14 protein-coding genes are annotated in these 16,009 nt (G+C 75.8%); 4 read left to right on the plus strand and 10 right to left on the minus strand.

What is annotated here, in order from left to right; all coding sequences use genetic code 11:
• Positions 1-2 precede the first annotated feature (2 nt).
• Positions 3-1,154 (minus strand): SPFH domain-containing protein, encoded by a 1,152-nt coding sequence (locus tag RDI86_RS03135; protein ID WP_144722419.1) that lies wholly within the window; start codon positions 1,152-1,154, stop codon positions 3-5.
• Between the two features lie 247 nt (positions 1,155-1,401).
• Between RDI86_RS03135 and RDI86_RS03140 the strand changes: the two genes are divergently transcribed.
• On the plus strand, positions 1,402-2,067 hold the full coding sequence (locus RDI86_RS03140; protein WP_308820662.1) for a nucleotidyltransferase family protein: 666 nt from the start codon (positions 1,402-1,404) through the stop codon (positions 2,065-2,067).
• Positions 2,068-2,118: 51 nt separating this feature from the next.
• Here RDI86_RS03140 and RDI86_RS03145 read toward each other — a convergent pair whose 3' ends face one another.
• From RDI86_RS03145 to RDI86_RS03155, 3 genes are read right to left on the minus strand one after another with little or no spacing between them, the layout of a single operon-like run.
• The gene (locus RDI86_RS03145; protein ID WP_308820663.1) at positions 2,119-5,094 is read right to left on the minus strand and encodes a molybdopterin cofactor-binding domain-containing protein; all 2,976 of its coding nucleotides are present in this window, start codon (positions 5,092-5,094) and stop codon (positions 2,119-2,121) included.
• Entirely contained in the window at positions 5,091-5,960 is an 870-nt protein-coding gene (locus RDI86_RS03150; RefSeq protein ID WP_061266941.1) for a xanthine dehydrogenase family protein subunit M, read from the minus strand. The genes RDI86_RS03145 and RDI86_RS03150 overlap by 4 nt, the downstream gene beginning before the upstream one ends.
• Positions 5,960-7,240 carry an XdhC family protein gene (locus tag RDI86_RS03155; protein ID WP_308820664.1) on the minus strand — a complete coding sequence of 427 codons (1,281 nt, stop codon included), beginning with the start codon at positions 7,238-7,240 and terminating at the stop codon, positions 5,960-5,962. The genes RDI86_RS03150 and RDI86_RS03155 overlap by 1 nt, the downstream gene beginning before the upstream one ends.
• Before the next feature lie 256 nt (positions 7,241-7,496).
• Between RDI86_RS03155 and moaA the strand changes: the two genes are divergently transcribed.
• Positions 7,497-8,603, plus strand: a complete 1,107-nt coding sequence (gene moaA, locus RDI86_RS03160; RefSeq protein WP_168944651.1) for a GTP 3',8-cyclase MoaA — start codon at positions 7,497-7,499, stop codon at positions 8,601-8,603.
• A gap of 5 nt (positions 8,604-8,608) precedes the next feature.
• On the opposite strand, the gene RDI86_RS03165 is transcribed toward moaA, so the two are convergent.
• Positions 8,609-9,115: a hypothetical protein gene (locus RDI86_RS03165; RefSeq protein ID WP_308820665.1), complete on the minus strand. Its 507-nt coding sequence runs from the start codon at positions 9,113-9,115 to the stop codon at positions 8,609-8,611.
• Between the two features lie 144 nt (positions 9,116-9,259).
• Between RDI86_RS03165 and RDI86_RS03170 the strand changes: the two genes are divergently transcribed.
• A complete protein-coding gene (locus tag RDI86_RS03170) occupies positions 9,260-9,532 on the plus strand; it encodes a hypothetical protein (RefSeq protein WP_061266931.1) in 273 nt (90 codons plus the stop codon).
• Between the two features lie 164 nt (positions 9,533-9,696).
• On the opposite strand, the gene RDI86_RS03175 is transcribed toward RDI86_RS03170, so the two are convergent.
• The 4 genes from RDI86_RS03175 to RDI86_RS03190 all read right to left on the minus strand — a co-directional run bounded on the left by RDI86_RS03175 (position 9,697) and on the right by RDI86_RS03190 (position 13,560).
• Complete coding sequence (locus RDI86_RS03175; RefSeq protein ID WP_082774251.1) at positions 9,697-10,146, minus strand: molybdenum cofactor biosynthesis protein MoaE; 450 nt, start codon at positions 10,144-10,146, stop codon at positions 9,697-9,699.
• Positions 10,143-11,444 (minus strand): gephyrin-like molybdotransferase Glp, encoded by a 1,302-nt coding sequence (gene glp, locus RDI86_RS03180; protein WP_308820666.1) that lies wholly within the window; start codon positions 11,442-11,444, stop codon positions 10,143-10,145. The genes RDI86_RS03175 and glp overlap by 4 nt, the downstream gene beginning before the upstream one ends.
• Positions 11,445-11,545: 101 nt before the next feature.
• A complete protein-coding gene (locus RDI86_RS03185; protein ID WP_076405169.1) occupies positions 11,546-13,021 on the minus strand; it encodes an NCS2 family permease in 1,476 nt (491 codons plus the stop codon).
• Positions 13,022-13,080: 59 nt separating this feature from the next.
• The gene (locus RDI86_RS03190) at positions 13,081-13,560 is read right to left on the minus strand and encodes a nucleoside deaminase (protein ID WP_308820667.1); all 480 of its coding nucleotides are present in this window, start codon (positions 13,558-13,560) and stop codon (positions 13,081-13,083) included.
• Positions 13,561-13,953: 393 nt separating this feature from the next.
• On the opposite strand from RDI86_RS03190, the gene nhaA reads away from it, so the two are divergent.
• Positions 13,954-15,369: a Na+/H+ antiporter NhaA gene (gene nhaA, locus RDI86_RS03195; RefSeq protein WP_076405167.1), complete on the plus strand. Its 1,416-nt coding sequence runs from the start codon at positions 13,954-13,956 to the stop codon at positions 15,367-15,369.
• A gap of 80 nt (positions 15,370-15,449) precedes the next feature.
• Here nhaA and RDI86_RS03200 read toward each other — a convergent pair whose 3' ends face one another.
• Positions 15,450-15,992 (minus strand): DsbA family protein, encoded by a 543-nt coding sequence (locus tag RDI86_RS03200; protein ID WP_308820668.1) that lies wholly within the window; start codon positions 15,990-15,992, stop codon positions 15,450-15,452.
• Positions 15,993-16,009 lie beyond the last annotated feature (17 nt).

Raw genomic sequence — 16,009 nt, forward strand, 5'->3', positions numbered from 1 at the left:
CGTCAGCCCGCCGCCGGGTCGCCGGAGGTGCCCGTCGGGGGCAGCGGCGGCGGTGTCGCGGCGAACAGCGGCGCGAGCGCCGGGACCTGCCCGGCGGGCGTCCACGCGTCCATGCCCTGCTGCCAGACGAGCGACCCGCGCGTCAGGGCCCCGGACCGGACGTGGCCCGCGAGGTCCGCCGTCGTGCCGGGACCGGCCTGCGCGCCGTCCACGGCCCAGTACCAGGGCGACTCCGCGGCGGGCAGCGGCGGTGGGCCGGCGGGCGCCGCCGGGGCCTGCGGGGCCGACGGCGTCCCGAGGGACTGCGCGAGCTGCTGCCCCATGGCGGCACCGAGGCCCATGCCCGCACCGAGGCCCAGGCCGTCGCCCGCCCCGCCGGGGTTCCCCGCCGCGGTCTCGATCGCGTTCGCCGCCTGGAACCTCGTGTACTGGTCGAGGTTCCCGACGACCGCCATCTGGGTGCGCTTGTCGAGCGCCGCCTCGACCTCGGGCGGGAAGGAGACGTTCTCGAGGACGAAGCGCCGGACGGCGATGCCGTACTCCGACAGGTCCTCCGAGAGCTGGCCCGCGAGGCGCGTGGCGATCTGGCCCTGGTTCGCGGCGAGGTCGACCGCCGCGACGCCGGCCTCCGCGAGCGCCGGCCCGAGCTGGCCGACCACGAGGCGGCGGAAGTAGTCGCCGATCTCGTCGGTGCGGAACTGCGGGTCGGTGCCCACGAGCTGGCGCAGGAGCGCCGCCGGGTCGACGACCTGCAGGGCGTACGTGCCGAACGCGCGCAGCCGGACCGCGCCGAGCTCCGGGTCGCGCAGGATCACCGGGTTCTGCGTGCCCCACGTGAGGTCGGTGAGCTGGCGCGTCGTGACGAAGTAGACCTCCGCCTTGAACGGGGAGTTGAACCCGTGCTTCCAGCCCTGCAGCGTCGACAGGATCGGCAGGTTCTTGGTCTCGAGCGTGTACGTGCCCGGCCCGAACACGTCGGCGAGCCGGCCCTCGCTGACGAAGACGGCGCTCTGCCCCTCGCGCACGACGAGCTTCGCCTGGTTCTTGATCTCGTTGCCCTGGCGCGGGAAGCGCCAGACGATCGTGTCCCGGCTCTCGTCGAGGAACTCGACGATGTCGATCAGCTGGCCGCGCAGCTTCTCCATGAAGCTCATCCGGACTCCTTCGCTCGTCGTGCGGGACGGCCGCGGGCACCCTGGTCGACGGGCGCGCGGCCCGCCGCGGTCGCCCCCGGCGCGCCGAGCATAGCGGCATCCCAGCCTGCCGATGAAACCGCCAAGGGTTGGTAAAACCGACTGGTCGCCGCACGGTCGCGTGCGGCCCGACGAACCCGCGGTGGCTCCCCGCGGACGAGGCCGCCCGAGGAGGGACCCCGGGTTCGGCGGCGCCTATCCTGGCCGGGTGCCGATCCCGCCGACGACCGCGCCCGCGACGCCCACCGTCGCCGTCCTCCTCGCGGCCGGGGCCGGGACGCGCCTCGGGCGCGGGCCCAAGGCGCTGCTCCCCCACCGCGGCGGCACGCTCGTCGAGCACGCGACGGCGACCCTGCTCGCGGGCGGGTGCGACGCCGTCGTCGTGGTGCTCGGCGCCGAGGCCGCGCGCGTGCGGGCCGGGTCGTCGCTCGACGGGCCCGGGGTGCGCGTCGTCGACAACCGCGGCTGGGCCACCGGGATGGCGTCGTCCCTGCGGGTCGGCGTCGCCGCCGCTCTCGACCTCGTCCCCGCCCGGGTCGTCGTGGCGCACGTGGACCAGCCCGGCGTCGGGCCCGACGACGTCGCGCGCCTCCTCGCCGCGCACCGCCCCGGGCGCGTGACCGCGTCGCGGTGGCTCGCCGGGGGCGCCGCGGAGGACGCTGCGGGGGCGGACCGCCCTCGGTGGGCGCACCCGCTCGTCCTCGACGCCGCGCTCGCGGGGCCCGCCGCCGCGAGCGCCCGCGGCGACCACGGAGCGCGCGACTTCCTGCGCGCCCACGCCGACCTGGTCGACGTCGTCGAGCACCCGGGCGACGGCCGCGACCTCGACACCGCGGCCGACCTCGCCCTCCTGGACGACCCCACGCCCCGCTGAGTGCGGGAAGCAGTCGCGCCGACCGGCGTCGGACGGGACTGCTTCCCGCACTCAGCGGGTGGAGGCGGCTGCCTTGATGCCCAGGTAGACGCGGTCGCGCGCGAGCGGGAGCTCGGTGAACCGCACGCCCGTCGCGGCGCGGATCGCGTTGGCGAGCGCGGGTGCGACGGGGTTGAACGGGCTCTCGCTCATCGACTTCGCGCCCATCGGGCCCACGGTGTCCGACGTCCGCGCGAAGTACACCTCGCTGCGCGGGGTGTCCGCGAACGTGGGCAGGTGGTACTGGCGGAAGATGTCGGTCGTCACGCGGCCCGTCTCGTCGACCACCACGTTCTCGTAGAGCGCCGCGCCGAGGGCCTGGGCGATGCCGCCCTCGACCTGGCCGCGGCACTGGCGCGGGTTGACGACCTCCCCGGCGTCCGCGGCCTGGACGGACTGGAGGATGCGGATCTCCCCCGTCCCGCGGTGCACCGCGACGCGGAAGCCGTGGACGTTGAACGCGACCGAGCGCGGGGTGCCGCCCCAGCGGCCCTCGGCGACGAGCGCGATCCCGGCGTCGTCGGCGGCGCGCGCGACGTCGGCCAGCGGCAGCACCGTCCCGGCGCAGTCGACGCCGCCGGGCACGAGCCGGCAGTCGCCGGGCGCGGCGCCCGCGACCCCGGCCGCGACCTTGAGCACCGCCTCGGCCAGGTCCTGCGCGGCGGCGAGCGACGCCTTGCCCGCGACGACCGTGCCGGTGGACCCGAACGCCCCGGTGTCGTGCTCGACGAGGTCGGTGTCGGACTGCCGCACGACGACGTCGGCGGCGTCCTGCCCGAGCGCGCTCGCGACGAGCTGGGCGTGGACGGTCGTCGTGCCGTTGCCGAACTCGGCGGTCCCGACCTCGGCCTCGACGACCCCGTCCGGCCGCAGCCGCACGCGCGCGTGCGAGTAGTGCCCGCGGGGCGGGACGGTGTCGATCATGGACAGCGCCGTCCCCTCCCCGACGCCCCACTCCGGGCCCAGGTCCGGGAGCGCGTCCGGCCCCGACCCGGCGCCCGCGCCGTACGCGGCGACGTCGCGCGCCCGGCCGCGCGCGAGCGCGTCGGCGGCCAGGTCGAGGCACTGGTCGAGCCCGTAGCTGCCGTAGAGCACGTCCTCCTCGGGCGTCGGGTGCGTGGAGAGCATGGGGTCGCCGTCGCGCACGACGTTGCGGCGCCGCAGCTCGACCGGGTCCATCCCGAGCTGCCGCGCGAGCTCGTCGACCGCGGACTCGACCGCGAAGATCATCTGCGACAGCCCGTACCCGCGGAACGCGCCCGCGGGCACGGTGTTCGTGTAGACGCAGTGGGCGTCGACCTTCTTGTTGTCGCACCGGTAGACGGCGAGGGACTCGCCGCACCCGTGGAACATGACGCCCGGACCGTGGTTCCCGTACGCCCCGGTGTTGCTGAGGACGTCGAGGTGCAGCGCCGTGAGGGTGCCGTCGCGGCGCGCGCCCGCGCGCACGCGGATGCGGAACGGGTGGCGCGTCGTCGTGCCGACGAACTGCTCGCGGCGCGTGAGCTCGAGCTGCACGGGCCGGCCGAGCCGCAGGGTCGCGAGCGCGACGACGTCCTCCGTGAGCACCTCCTGCTTGCCGCCGAACCCGCCGCCCACGCGCTCGCAGTGCACGCGCACGCGCTCCGGGTCGAGGTCGAGGACGCGCGCCAGGTGGCGGCGCGCGAGGAACGGGACCTGCGTGGACGACCGCACGACGAGGCGCCCGTCGTCGTCGAGCGACGCGACGGCGCAGTGCGTCTCGAGCGCCGCGTGCTGCACGCGGTGGGTGCGGTACGTGGCCTCGTGCACGACGTCGGCCTCCGCGAGCCCGCGCTCGACGTCGCCGAGCTCGCTGTGCACCTCGGCGACGACGTTCGCCTCCGGCCGCGAGACGCGCGCGGCGGCGGCGTCGAGCTCGGGGTGCACGAGCGGCGCCCCCGCGGCCATGGCCTCCTCCGGGTCGACGACGGCGGGCAGCGGCGCGTACTCGACGCGGACCCGGCGCACCCCCTCCTCGGCGGCGGCGACGGTCTCGGCGACGACGGCCGCGACCCGCTGGCCGACGTGCCGCACGACGTCGTCGAGGATCCGCGTGTCGTCGGGGTCGTCGGTGAACAGCTCGTGCTGCGCGGTCGAGAACCGCGTCGCGGGCGCGTCCTCGTGCGTGAGCACGGCGTGCACGCCGGGCACCGCGAGCGCGTCCGTCGTGTCGATCGCGACGACGCGCGCGTGCGCGTGCGGCGACCGCACGAGCTTGAGGTGGAGCAGGCCCGGGTAGTCGGCCGGGTCCACGTCGAGCGTGTACCGCACCGTCCCGGTGACGACCCCCCGGCCCGCGGGCGCGGGCACGTCGCGCCCGAACGCCCGGCCCGCCTCGCCAGAGCCCTGGTCCCCCGAGGTAGAGCCCCGGTCCGGCGAGGTAGAGGCCCGGTCGCCGCCCGACGGCGCACGCTCGCCCGTGCCCGGCGCGGTCCCGGTCGTGTCGCCGCGCCCGAGGACCGCGTCCTCGATCGCGCGGTACCCCGTGCAGCGGCACAGGTTGCCCTTGAGGTTGCGCGGCAGGTTCTCGCGCTGCGCGTCGTCGAACGTCGCGGCGGTCATGATCATCCCGGCGGTGCAGAACCCGCACTGGAAGCCCTGCGCGTCGAGGAACTGCTGCTGCACCGGGTGCAGCGCGTCCTGCGGGCCGTGGGGGTCGTGGTCGCACGCGCCCGCCGCCTCGTCCCCGGCACCGCCCCGGCACGACGTCGCCGCGAGTCCCTGGATCGTCGTCACCTCGTGGCCCGCCGCGCGCCGCGCGGGGTAGACGCACGAGTGCACCGGGACGCCGTCGACGTGCACGGTGCACGCGCCGCAGTCGCCGCCGTCGCACCCCTTCTTCACGCCGAGCGCGCCCTGCTCGCGCAGGTAGGTGCGCAGGCACTGGCCCGCGCGGGGCTCGGTGCGAGCGGTGCGGCCGTCGATCGACACCGGCGGGGCCGGGTGCGGGGCGGGCGTCGTCGTCATCGGAGGCCTCCGTCCGAGGTCGTGCCGTCGACGAGCTCCGCGCGGATCTGCTCGCCGAGGCGGTAGGTCATGTCCCGGCGCCACTCGGGCAGCCCGTGGATGTCGTCGTGGTAGAGGTCGGCGGGGACCGCGGCGTCGAGCGTGGCGACGAGGTCGGCGGCGGTGGGCAGCGCGTCCGCCGCGAAGCGGAGCTGCACGGGCCGGCGCGTCGAGGCGGTGACCGTGAGGACGAAGGCGCCCCCGGCGTCGGGCGGGTCGACCCGGCCCACGAGCAGCACGCCGGAGCGCCCGAGGTTGGACAGCGACAGGCGGCGGAACGCGGTGCGCGAGCGCAGCGCGTGGTCCGGCAGACGGATCGCGCGCAGGAGCTCCCCGGGCGCGAGCGTGTTGCGCAGCTCGCCCGTGACGAGGTCGACGACGGGCTGCTCCCGGCGGGTGCCGCCCGGCCCCCAGACCTCCGCGACGCCGTCGAGCGCCGCGGTGAGCGAGATCATCGGCCCGGCCGGCAGCGACGTGCAGACGTTGCCCCCGACGGTCGACGTGTTCCAGATCTTGAACGACGCGACGAAGCTGTCGCAGCACGGCCGCACGAGGTCCAGCGCGCGCCACCGGTCGCGCACGGACGCGGCCTGCGCGCTCTCCTCGAACGCCCACAGCTCGGCGACGGTGCACGTCGCGGCGATCTCGAGGCCCTCGTCGGTGACGGTCAGCGCGGGCCACCCCGCGCTCGTCAGGTCGAGCAGGCGCCGGAGCGTCTCGCTGCCGTAGGAGAACAGGACGGTCCCGCCCGCGAGCCACGCGTCGCCCTCGCGCCAGTCGGCGGGGTCGGCGGTCGGGACGAGGTCGGTGACGGTGCCCAGGTCCATCAGGGGGCCTCCTCGGGGTGGGGGCGGTGCGTCGGTGCACCGTCCGGTCGTGCTGCGGGCTCCGCGTGGAGCGGGCCCGAGCTGCTGCTGAGCGGGACGACGGCGGAGCGCCCGTGCCGGGTGGCGACGAGCTCCGCGGTGATGGAGACGGCGACCTCCTCCGGCGTGACGGCGCCGAGGTCGAGCCCGATGGGCGACCGCAGGCGCGCGAGCGCGGCCTCGCCCACGCCCTCGGCACGCAGCGCGGCGACGCGCTGGGCGTGCGAGCGGCGCGAGCCCATCGCGCCGACGTACGCGAGCGGCAGGTCCAGCGCGAGCCGCAGGAGCGGCACGTCGAACTTCGCGTCGTGCGTGAGGACGGCGACGGCGGTCCGTGCGTCGAGCCGGCCCGCGGCGGCCTCGGCGGCGAGGTAGCGGTCGGGCCACTCGACGGCGACCTCGGCCTCGGGGAAGCGGCGCGGGTCGGCGAACACCTCGCGCGCGTCGACGAGCGTCACGCGGTAGCCGAGGAGCCGGACGTGCCGCACGAGCGCGCCCGCGAAGTCGTTGGCCCCGCACACGAGGAAGCGCGGCGCGGGCAGCCGCGTCTCGACGACCAGCGTGACGGGCTCGGCCGCGTCGCACGCATCGGCGGCTGCTCCTGCCGGGGCCGGTGCGGCGGCGCACCCCTCCGAAGGCGACGGCGACGGCGACGGCGCCGCGCCCGGGCCGCCGTGCGCCGCGTGCACGGTCGCCGTGCCGCCCGCGTGCAGCACCGCCACGACCTGCGCCGCGGCGGCGGCCAGGCTGTCGGGCCCGACGAGGCCGCGCAGCGCCCGGGCGACCGCTGCCTCGTCGGCGGCGCCCGGGTCGTCCACGACGACGGCCGTGCGCGCGCCGCCGTCGATGCGGCGGACGAGCGCCACGGGCGGGGCGGGCTCGGCTCGCGCCGCGAGCGCGTGCAGGGCGCGCGTCGCGTCGTCGTCGGGGAGCACGGGCTGGACGTGGACGTCGAGCGTCCCGCCGCAGCTCAGCCCGACGGCGAACGCGTCGTCGTCGCTGTACCCGAACGTCTCGCGGTGGCTCGTGCCGGACGCGATCGCGTCGAGCGCCGCGGCGTGGACGGCGCCCTCGACGCACCCGCCGGACAGGCTGCCGAGCACGGCGCCGTCGGCGCGGACCGCCATCGCGGTGCCGACCGGGCGCGGCACGGACCCCGACGCGGCGACCACGGTCGCCACGGCGAAGGGCGGCTGCCCCGGACCGAGCCAGGGGGCGAGCCGGTCGACGATGTGGAGCATCGTGGCCTCGCTTCCGCAGGGTGCCGGCGTACCGGCGTCCTTCCAGTGAACCCTTGCGGTGAGTCCCCTGCGTGTCCTGGCCCGCGTCCGCTGTGACGCGCCCGAAACACAGGGCTTGAATCCGCCGTGGACCCCCTCCGACCCACGGAGAGAAGTTCCGTCTAATGGAATTACAGTTCCACTCGACGGACTCCACGCTAGCACGCGGTGAGGCGCAGGTCACCGTCCCGGAGGGACGGACGACTACGATCGGCCCATGACCGCCGTCTCGCTCGGGATGCCCAGGGTGCGGCCCGCCGTGCCCTCCGGCGCCCCGGACGACCTGGACCCGGCCCGCCCGGCGACCGACGCGCTCGTCGACCGGTACGGCCGCGTGGCGCGCGACCTGCGCATCTCCGTCACCGAGAAGTGCTCGCTGCGGTGCACGTACTGCATGCCCGCCGAAGGGCTGCCCGCGATCCCCCGCGAGGACCTGCTCACGCCCGACGAGATCGGCCGGGTCGTGCGGGTCGCGGTGGAGCGGCTCGGCATCACCGACGTCCGGTTCACCGGCGGCGAGCCGCTCCTGCGGAACGACCTCGCCGACATCCTGCGCGCCGCGCGCGCCGCCGCGCCGAGCGTGTCCCTCTCGCTGACGACCAACGCGATCGGCCTCGACAAGCGCGTCCGCGGGCTCGTCGACGCCGGGCTCGACCGCGTGAACATCTCCCTCGACTCGGTCGACCGCGCGCACTTCGCGCGCCTCACCCGGCGCGACCGCCTCCCCGACGTGCTCGCCGGGATCCGCGCCGCGCTCGACGCCGGCCTCGCGCCGGTGAAGCTCAACGCCGTCCTCATGCCCGAGACGCTGGCGGGCGCGGCCGACCTCCTCGCGTGGGCCGTCGAGCACGGCTGCCACCTGCGGTTCATCGAGCAGATGCCGCTCGACGCCGACGGGCGCTGGACGCGCGACGACCTCGTGTCGGCGACGGACCTCCTGGCCGTGCTGGGCACCCGCTTCGACCTGCTCGAGGTCGGGCGCGACGACCCGTCGGCGCCCGCCGAGGAGTGGCTCGTGGACGGCGGACCCCAGACGGTCGGCGTCATCGCCTCCGTCACGCGCTCGTTCTGCAGCGCGTGCGACCGCACCCGGCTCACCGCCGAGGGCACCGTGCGCTCGTGCCTGTTCGGCGACGACGAGACCGACCTGCGCGCGATCCTGCGCTCTGCGGACCTCGCCGAGGACGAGCGCGACGACGCCCTCGCCCGCGCGTGGCAGGGCGCGATGTGGCGCAAGCCGCTCGCGCACGGCAGCGACGCCCCGACGCTCGCCGCCGACGCCTTCGCGGCGACGACCCGCAGCATGGGCGCGATCGGCGGCTGAGGTTCTCAGCGCCCTCGGTCGCGACGGCGCAGCGCGATCATCCGCTCGCGTGCCAGTCCACGGATCCGCCTCGTCGCGCCCGACGCTTCGAGCACCGACAGCACCTCGTGAGACTCCGCCGACCCCGCGACCTCACGCTGCAGCCAGCGCGTCCACCCCGGCACCTCGTCGACGGCGACGTGACCGCCCGCGAGCACGTGATCGCGAAGCACGACGTCCCGCAGGCGCGCCCGGGGAAATCCCTGGTGCTCCGCCGGCAGGAGGTCGACCCACTCCGTCGCCGTCGTCGGGTCGACGCGTTCGACCATCAGGAGGACGACGGACTCCGCCACATGAGGATCGGGCTCCTCGGAGACGAGCCGAAGGAGGGCGCTCCACGTGGTCGGGTCCTCGACCGCGCTCGAGTACACCCACCAGCGCCAGTGCTCGCCCTCGTCCGACCCGGGCGGGCCGACGCCTGTTCGTGCGGCGAGCGCCGCGAGCTCGGAAGACGCCTCCCGCGAGCTGCCCATGGCACCCCCTCCTGACCAGTCCTCGCGCCACGCGCGCAGGCACCGCCGGACACCGGCAGCGGTGGCGCAGATCATAGGGTGAAGCCGGTCACCTCGGCGCATCAGCCCAGGTCAGAGCCGCCGTCTCTTCCTACCATGGATGTCGTGACGACGATCTCTCCTGCACCCACCAACCGCCCCTCCTCCTCGATCTCCGGCGCGTCCTCGACGACCCCGGACAACGCCGCGTCCGCGCTCCCGATCTACCGCACCGACGAGCGTTCCGCCGCCTGGAAGGCCGGCACCAAGAGCGTCCTGGGCGCGGCCGTCGGCGCCGTCGTCGGGGTCGTCGTGCTCAGCTGGTTCGGCCTCGTCCTCGGCACCGCCGTCGGCCTCGGCATCGGCATGCTGCTCGACAACCGCCCCGCCGAGCGCTGACCCGACCTCCCCTCCCGGCCCGCACCGCCGGGTCCCCGCCCGACATCGTCGTCGCCCGGCGGATCAGAAGGAACTCACGAGAGGCGAGAAGTGGCCCCTCCCCGGCTCCGGCCGGGGGCCACTTCTCGCCTCTCGTCGTCTCGCGGGCGGTCCAGGGACGCGTCCTACAGCCCGACCCACTCCGAGACGCCGTCGTCGAAGTGCTGACGCTTCCAGATCGGCACCTCGGCCTTGATGCGCTCGACGAGCAGCGAGCAGGCCTCGAACGCCTCCCGGCGGTGGCCCGCGGCGGCCGCCGCGACGAGCGCGACGTCGCCGATCCCCAGGCTGCCGTACCGGTGGACCGCGGCGACCCGCAGCCCCGTCTCGGCCGCCACGTCCGCGACGCAGCGCCGGATCACGGCCGTGGCGTCGGGGTGCGCCTCGTAGTCGAGCCGCGTCACGCCCCGGCCGCCGTCGACGTCGCGGACCACGCCGCGGAACGTCACGACGGCCCCGCACTCGGGGCCCCCGACGGCGTCCTCGACCGCGCGCGACACGGCGTCGTCGAGCACGTCCGTCGTCACACGGCTGGGGTCCGTGGGCGGCGCGCCGCCGTCCGTCGTCTGCGTCACAGCTCCCGCACCTCCACCTCGGTCCCGGCGGCCCACTCTGTCACGTCGGCCGGGACGTCCACGAGCACGTCCGCGCGCGCCATCGACGCGACCAGGTGGGAGCCCGCTCCCCCGACGACGCGCACCGTGCCCCCGGGGCCGGTCGCGCCTCGCAGGAGCTGCCGCTTGCCCGCGGGCGACGTCAGCGGCTGGGCGAGCACCGCCGTGCGCACGCGCTCGACGCCGGGCAGCCCCGCGGCCCGCTCGAGCGGCACGCGCAGGAACATCGCGAACGACACCTGCGCGCTCACCGGGTTGCCCGGGAACGTGAGCACGGGCGTCCCGTGCACGGTGCCGAACCCCTGCGGCCCGCCAGGCTGCATCGCGACGGAGCGGAACGTCACGTCCGACGACGCACCGCCGCCGAGGACGTCCTTGACCACCTCGTACGCGCCCTGCGACACGCCTCCCGACGTCACGACGAGGTCCGCGACCGCAGCGGCCTCGGCGAGCACGGCGGCGAACCGCTCGGCGTCGTCGCCGCACCGGGCCGTGAGCACCACGTCGCCGCCCGCGCGCCGCACGGCGGCGCCGAGCGCGTCGGCGTTGGCGTCGAAGACCTGCCCGGGCCCCGGGGCCTCCCCCGGGCCGACGAGCTCCGACCCGGTCGACAGGACCGCGACCCGCGGGCGTGCGACGACCCGGACGCGCCCGACCCCGCACGCCGCGGCGGCCGCGAGGTGGTGCGGCGCGAGGACGGTCCCGTCGGTCAGCAGGACGTCGCCCGGGCGGACGTCGGAGCCCGCCTCGCGCACGAAGTCGCCCGCCGCCCGCGGCACCCGGACCTCGACGGCCCCCGGGTCGGCAGGCGTCGTGGAGGCCTGTCCGGTCGCCGGGTCGGTGGCACCCTCCCGCGCCGTGCCCGCGGGCGTGCGGGCGAACGTCCCGGTCGCGGTGTCCTCGACGGGCACGACGGCGTCCGCCCCCTCGGGCACGGGCGCGCCCGTCATGATGCGGGCCGCCGTGCCCGGCGCGAGCCGGGGCGGGACGCCCGGCGCCGCCGCGATCTCGGCGACCACGGCCAGCCGGACGGGAGCCTCCGTCCGCGCGTCGGCGACGTCCGCGGCGCGGACGGCGTACCCGTCCATCTGCGCGTTGCGGAACAGCGGGACGGCGACGGGCGCGACGAGGTCTCCCGCGAGGACCCGGCCGAGCGCGGCGGCGAGGTCGACGTCCTCGGTGCGGGTGCGGCGTCGGGCCGCGTCCACGAGGGGGGCGAGGAGGGCCGCGACGTCCGCGCGGTGCTCGTCGACGCTCACCCGTGCTGTTCTTGCCATGCCTCGCCCTTCCCGCTCCCCGCACGCCGACGGGCCACCCCCAGGAGCGGGCGACCCGTCGGCCGTGCGGTCGATGTCGAGGCTCAGCCTCCCACGGCCGCGGTGAGCGGACCGCGCACGAAGTACACGACGAACCCGGCCGCGACCACCCACAGCAGCGGGTGGACGTCGCGCGCCCTCCCGCACGCGGTCCGCAGCAGGACCCACGTGACGAACCCGATGCCGATGCCGTTCGCGATCGAGTACGTGAGCGGCATCGTCACGATCGTGAGGAACACCGGCAGCGTCACCGTGAAGTCGGTGAGGTCGATCTCCTTGATCTGGCCCATCATCATCGCGCCCACGACGACGAGCACCGCGCTCGCGACCTCGATCGGCACCACCGCCGTGAGCGGCGTGAGGAACATCGCGACGAGGAAGAGGCCGCCCGTGACGACCGAGGCGAGGCCCGTCCGCGCCCCCTCGCCCACGCCCGCCGCGGAGTCGACGAACACCGTGTTCGACGACGACGACGTCGCGCCGCCCACGACCGCCCCCACGCCCTCGACGACGAGCGCCGACTTGATGCGCGGGAAGTTGCCGTCCGCGTCGGCGAGGCCGCCCTGCTTGGCGAGCCCCGTCATCGTGCCCATCGCGTCGAAGAAGTTCGTGAAGAACAGCGTGAACACGAGCATCGTCGCCGCGAGCGCCCCGATCCGGTCGAACGCGCCGAACGAGAGCTGCCCGAACAGGCTGAGGTCGGGCACCGAGACGAGCGAGCTCGGCATCGCCGGCACGGTGAGGTGCCAGCCGCCGGGGTTCGTCTCCGACGCCGGGCCGAGGTGCAGCACGGACTCGGCGACGATCGCCACGACGGTCGTCGCGACGAGCCCGATGAGCAGCCCGCCCTTGACCTTGCGCGCCACGAGGACGCCCATGGTGAGCAGCCCGACGACGAACACGAGCGTCGGGACCGAGGTGATCGACCCGCCGTCGCCGAGCTGGACCGGCGGCCCGCCCGGTGTGCGCGTGACGAACCCCGCGTCGACGAACCCGATGAACGCGATGAACAGGCCGATGCCGACCGTGATCGCGGCCTTGAGCTGGCGCGGGACGGCGTTGAAGATCGCCGACCGCGCGCCCGTCACGGCGAGCAGCACGATGAGCAGGCCGTTGACGAGCACGAGCCCCATCGCCTCGGGCCACGTGACGTCGCCGATGACGGCGACGGCGAGGAACGAGTTGATGCCCAACCCGGCCGCGAGCGCGAACGGGAGGTTCGCGACGAGCCCGAACAGGATGGTCAGGCCGCCGGCGGCGAGGCCGGTCATCGCGCCGACCTGCGCCGTCTGGAGCCACCCGCCCGCGACGTCGACGGGCGCGTTCTCGGCGCTCGTCCCGCCGAGGATGAGGGGGTTGAGGATGACGATGTACGCCATCGCGAAGAAGGTCACCAGCCCGCCGCGGAGCTCGCGCCCGGTGGTCGAGCCGCGCTCGGTGATCCGGAAGAAGCGGTCGAGCCGGCCGGGGGCCGGTCCGGTGCCGCGTGCGTCGTCGTTCCCGGCGGTCTCCCGCCGCATGCCGAGGAGAGTCACGTCCTTGTGCCCTTTCCTGAGGTACCGATCGGCCGCGCGGCCGGTCAGTACTCGACCCGGGACTCGAGGGCGCGCCAGGCGTCGAACGGCGCGGTGGCGGTGGCCGTGCGCTCGTGCACGACCTGCATGACCCGGTCGGCCGGGTCGGCGTCGAAGAAGTCGTAGAAGGCGGCGTCGTCGAAGCCGGCGCGCGCGGCGTCGTACCGGTCGGCGGCGTAGTGCACGGCGCGCACGCGCGCCCAGAGGGCGGACGCGAGGCACATGGGGCACGGCTCGCAGCTCGAGTAGAGCGTCGCGCCCGTGAGGTCGAAGGTGCCGAGCGCGGCGCAGGCGCGCCGGATCGCGGTGACCTCGGCGTGCGCGGTCGGGTCGTTGTCCTGCGTGACCCGGTTGTTGCCCTCGAACACCTGCCCGTCGGCGGTGACGAGGACGGCGCCGAAGGGTCCTCCGGCGTGCGCGACGCTGTCGACCGCGAGGGCGACGGCTCGGTCCAGGTGTGCGGTGTCCACGACAAGAGTGTCCATGGTGAGTCTCCACGGTTCGGGCAGCGACGCCGGGTGCTCCGCCTCCGGCGTCCGGGCTCGTCGGTGAGCCGGGAGGAGGCGGCCGGCGGGCCGCTGCAGGCGAGTTGTCACGTCCGCCTGGTAGGTAGCTGCCGGTGTCGGATCGAACGTGTCGACCACCGAGCGTGTCGCTCGGCCCGGGCCCGCCGTTGGCACGCACGACGCTAGCAGCGCGTGACGGACGCCACAAGAGTTTCGGAAGAACTTTTCCACGATATGGACGAAGCCACCGGGGGTCCGCGCCCGGAGCCCCCCGCGAGGACTGTTGCGGAAGGATCTGCCGCCCGGAAGAGTTGTCCCAGCGCAGGTCCGACGCCCGGGGCGTCGCCCCGTCCCGACCCACCCGGAGGCCCAGTGACCGAGCCCGCTCCGCCGTCGTCCCTCCCCGTCGTCCGCGTCCCCGCCCGGCCGGGCCCGCCGCTGCGCTTCCAGCTCCGCCCCGTGGCGCCCTCGCTGCGCTCGTTCCTCGCGACCGAGGCGGGCGGCGCCGTCCTGCTCCTCGCCGCGACGGTCGTCGCGCTCGTGTGGGCGAACTCCGCGTGGTCGGGCGCCTACGACGCGCTCTGGTCCACGGAGGCGGGCTGGCGCGTCGGGCCGTGGGCGTTCGAGATGGACCTGCACCACTGGGTCAACGACGCCGCGATGGCCGTGTTCTTCCTCGTCATCGGCCTCGAGATCAACCGCGAGGTCACGAGCGGCGAGCTCCGCAACCGCCGCACCGTCGCCGTCCCCGCGCTGGGTGCGCTGGGCGGCCTCGCGGTCCCCGCGCTCATCTACGTCGCGTTCAACGCGGGGTCTCCCGCGGAGCACGGGTGGGGCATCGTCATGTCGACGGACACCGCGTTCCTCGTGGGCATCCTCGCCCTGTTCGGGCCGCGCTGCCCCGACCAGCTCCGGCTCTTCCTCCTCACGCTCGCCGTCGTCGACGACATCGGCGCCATCACCGTCATGGCGCTCTTCTACACCGACGACCTCTGGCTCCCGGGCCTCCTCGTCGCCGCCGCGCTCGTCGTCGTGATCCTCGTGCTGCGCTGGCTCGGCGTCTGGCGCCTCGCGCCGTACGCGCTCGCCGGGATCGCGCTGTGGGGCGCGGTCTACGCGTCGGGCGTGCACGCGACGCTCGCGGGCGTGCTCGTGGGCCTGCTCGTGCCGTCGCGCTCGTCGCGGCCCGTGGACGTCGCCGTCGTGCCGAAGTACGCCAAGCGGCTCGCGCAGGAGACGACGGCGGAGCGTGAGCACCTCACCGAGCTCGCGGCGCGCGCGGCCGTGCCCACGAGCGAGCGCCTCCAGCGCGTGCTGCACCCGTGGAGCGCGTACGTCGTCGTGCCCGTCTTCGGCCTCGCGAACGCGGGGGTGCAGCTCGACGGCGAGTCGCTGCGCGCGGCGGCCACGTCGCCCGTGACGATCGGCGTCGCCGTCGCGCTCGTCGTGGGCAACGCCGTCGGCATCTTCGGGGCCGCGACCTTGGCCCTGCGCCTCGGCCTCGGCGACCTGCCGGGGCGCGTGCGGTACTCCCACCTGCTCGGCGGGGCGATCCTCGCCGGCATCGGGTTCACCATCTCGCTCTTCATCGCCGAGCTGGCGTTCGACGACGAGGCGCTCGTCGAGCAGGCCAAGATCGGCATCCTCGCGGGCTCGCTCGTCGCCGCCGTGCTCGGGTCCGTCGCGCTCCGGCTGTTCGGCGAGCGCTGGCCCCTGTGCTCGCCCGGCGCGGACGGCCCGCCGCCCGAGCTCCCGCCGCTCCCCTGGCACCCGCCCGCGACCACGTGACCGCGCGCCCGAGCGCACGGCACGGCACCCCACGGGTACCAGTGTGGTCGCCGCCCGGGAGCCCCGACCCCGCGAGCGCCCTACGGCCGCGCGGCGGCGACGGCGGCCCGCAGGCCCTCCGCGGTGACGCGCCCGCGGTAGCGGACGCCGTCGACGAAGAGCGTCGGGGTGCCCTGCACGCCGACCGCGAGCGCGTCGGCGTAGTCGCGCTGCACCGGCGCGGCGTACTGCTGGGCCGCGTCCCCGACGACCGACGCGCCGTCGAGCCCGAGCTCCTCGGCCCGCTCGGCGAGCCCGGCCTCGCCGAGCTGGTCCTGGTGCGCGAACAGCGCGGCCTGCATCTCCCAGAACCGGCCCTGCGCGGCGGCCGCCTCGACGGCGAGCGCGGCCGACAGCGCGTGCGGGTGGATCTCGAACAGCGGGAAGTGGCGGAACACGAGACGCACCCGGCCGCCGGAGGACTCGACGACCTGCCGCAGCACCGGGGCGGCGGCGGCGCAGTACGGGCACTCGAGGTCGCCGAACTCGACGATGGTGACGGGCGCGGCCGGGTCCCCGAGGACGTGCGCGTCGGCGGGGACGAGCTGCTCGGCCGGGACGCGGTCGGGAGTCTGCTCGCTCACGCCGCCCAGCATGGCAC

This window comes from Cellulosimicrobium sp. XJ-DQ-B-000, from assembly GCF_031119065.1.
Lineage (GTDB): Bacteria > Actinomycetota > Actinomycetes > Actinomycetales > Cellulomonadaceae > Cellulosimicrobium > Cellulosimicrobium funkei.

Coding starts and splice junctions, on each gene's coding strand:
- RDI86_RS03135 (WP_144722419.1), bottom strand. CDS start 1,154: ATGAGCTTCATGGAGAAGCTGCGCGGCCAGCTGATCGACATCGTCGAG.
- RDI86_RS03145 (WP_308820663.1), bottom strand. CDS start 5,094: ATGACGACGACGCCCGCCCCGCACCCGGCCCCGCCGGTGTCGATCGAC.
- RDI86_RS03150 (WP_061266941.1), bottom strand. CDS start 5,960: ATGGACCTGGGCACCGTCACCGACCTCGTCCCGACCGCCGACCCCGCC.
- RDI86_RS03155 (WP_308820664.1), bottom strand. CDS start 7,240: ATGCTCCACATCGTCGACCGGCTCGCCCCCTGGCTCGGTCCGGGGCAG.
- moaA (WP_168944651.1), top strand. CDS start 7,497: ATGACCGCCGTCTCGCTCGGGATGCCCAGGGTGCGGCCCGCCGTGCCC.
- RDI86_RS03165 (WP_308820665.1), bottom strand. CDS start 9,115: ATGGGCAGCTCGCGGGAGGCGTCTTCCGAGCTCGCGGCGCTCGCCGCA.
- RDI86_RS03185 (WP_076405169.1), bottom strand. CDS start 13,021: ATGCGGCGGGAGACCGCCGGGAACGACGACGCACGCGGCACCGGACCG.
- RDI86_RS03190 (WP_308820667.1), bottom strand. CDS start 13,560: ATGGACACTCTTGTCGTGGACACCGCACACCTGGACCGAGCCGTCGCC.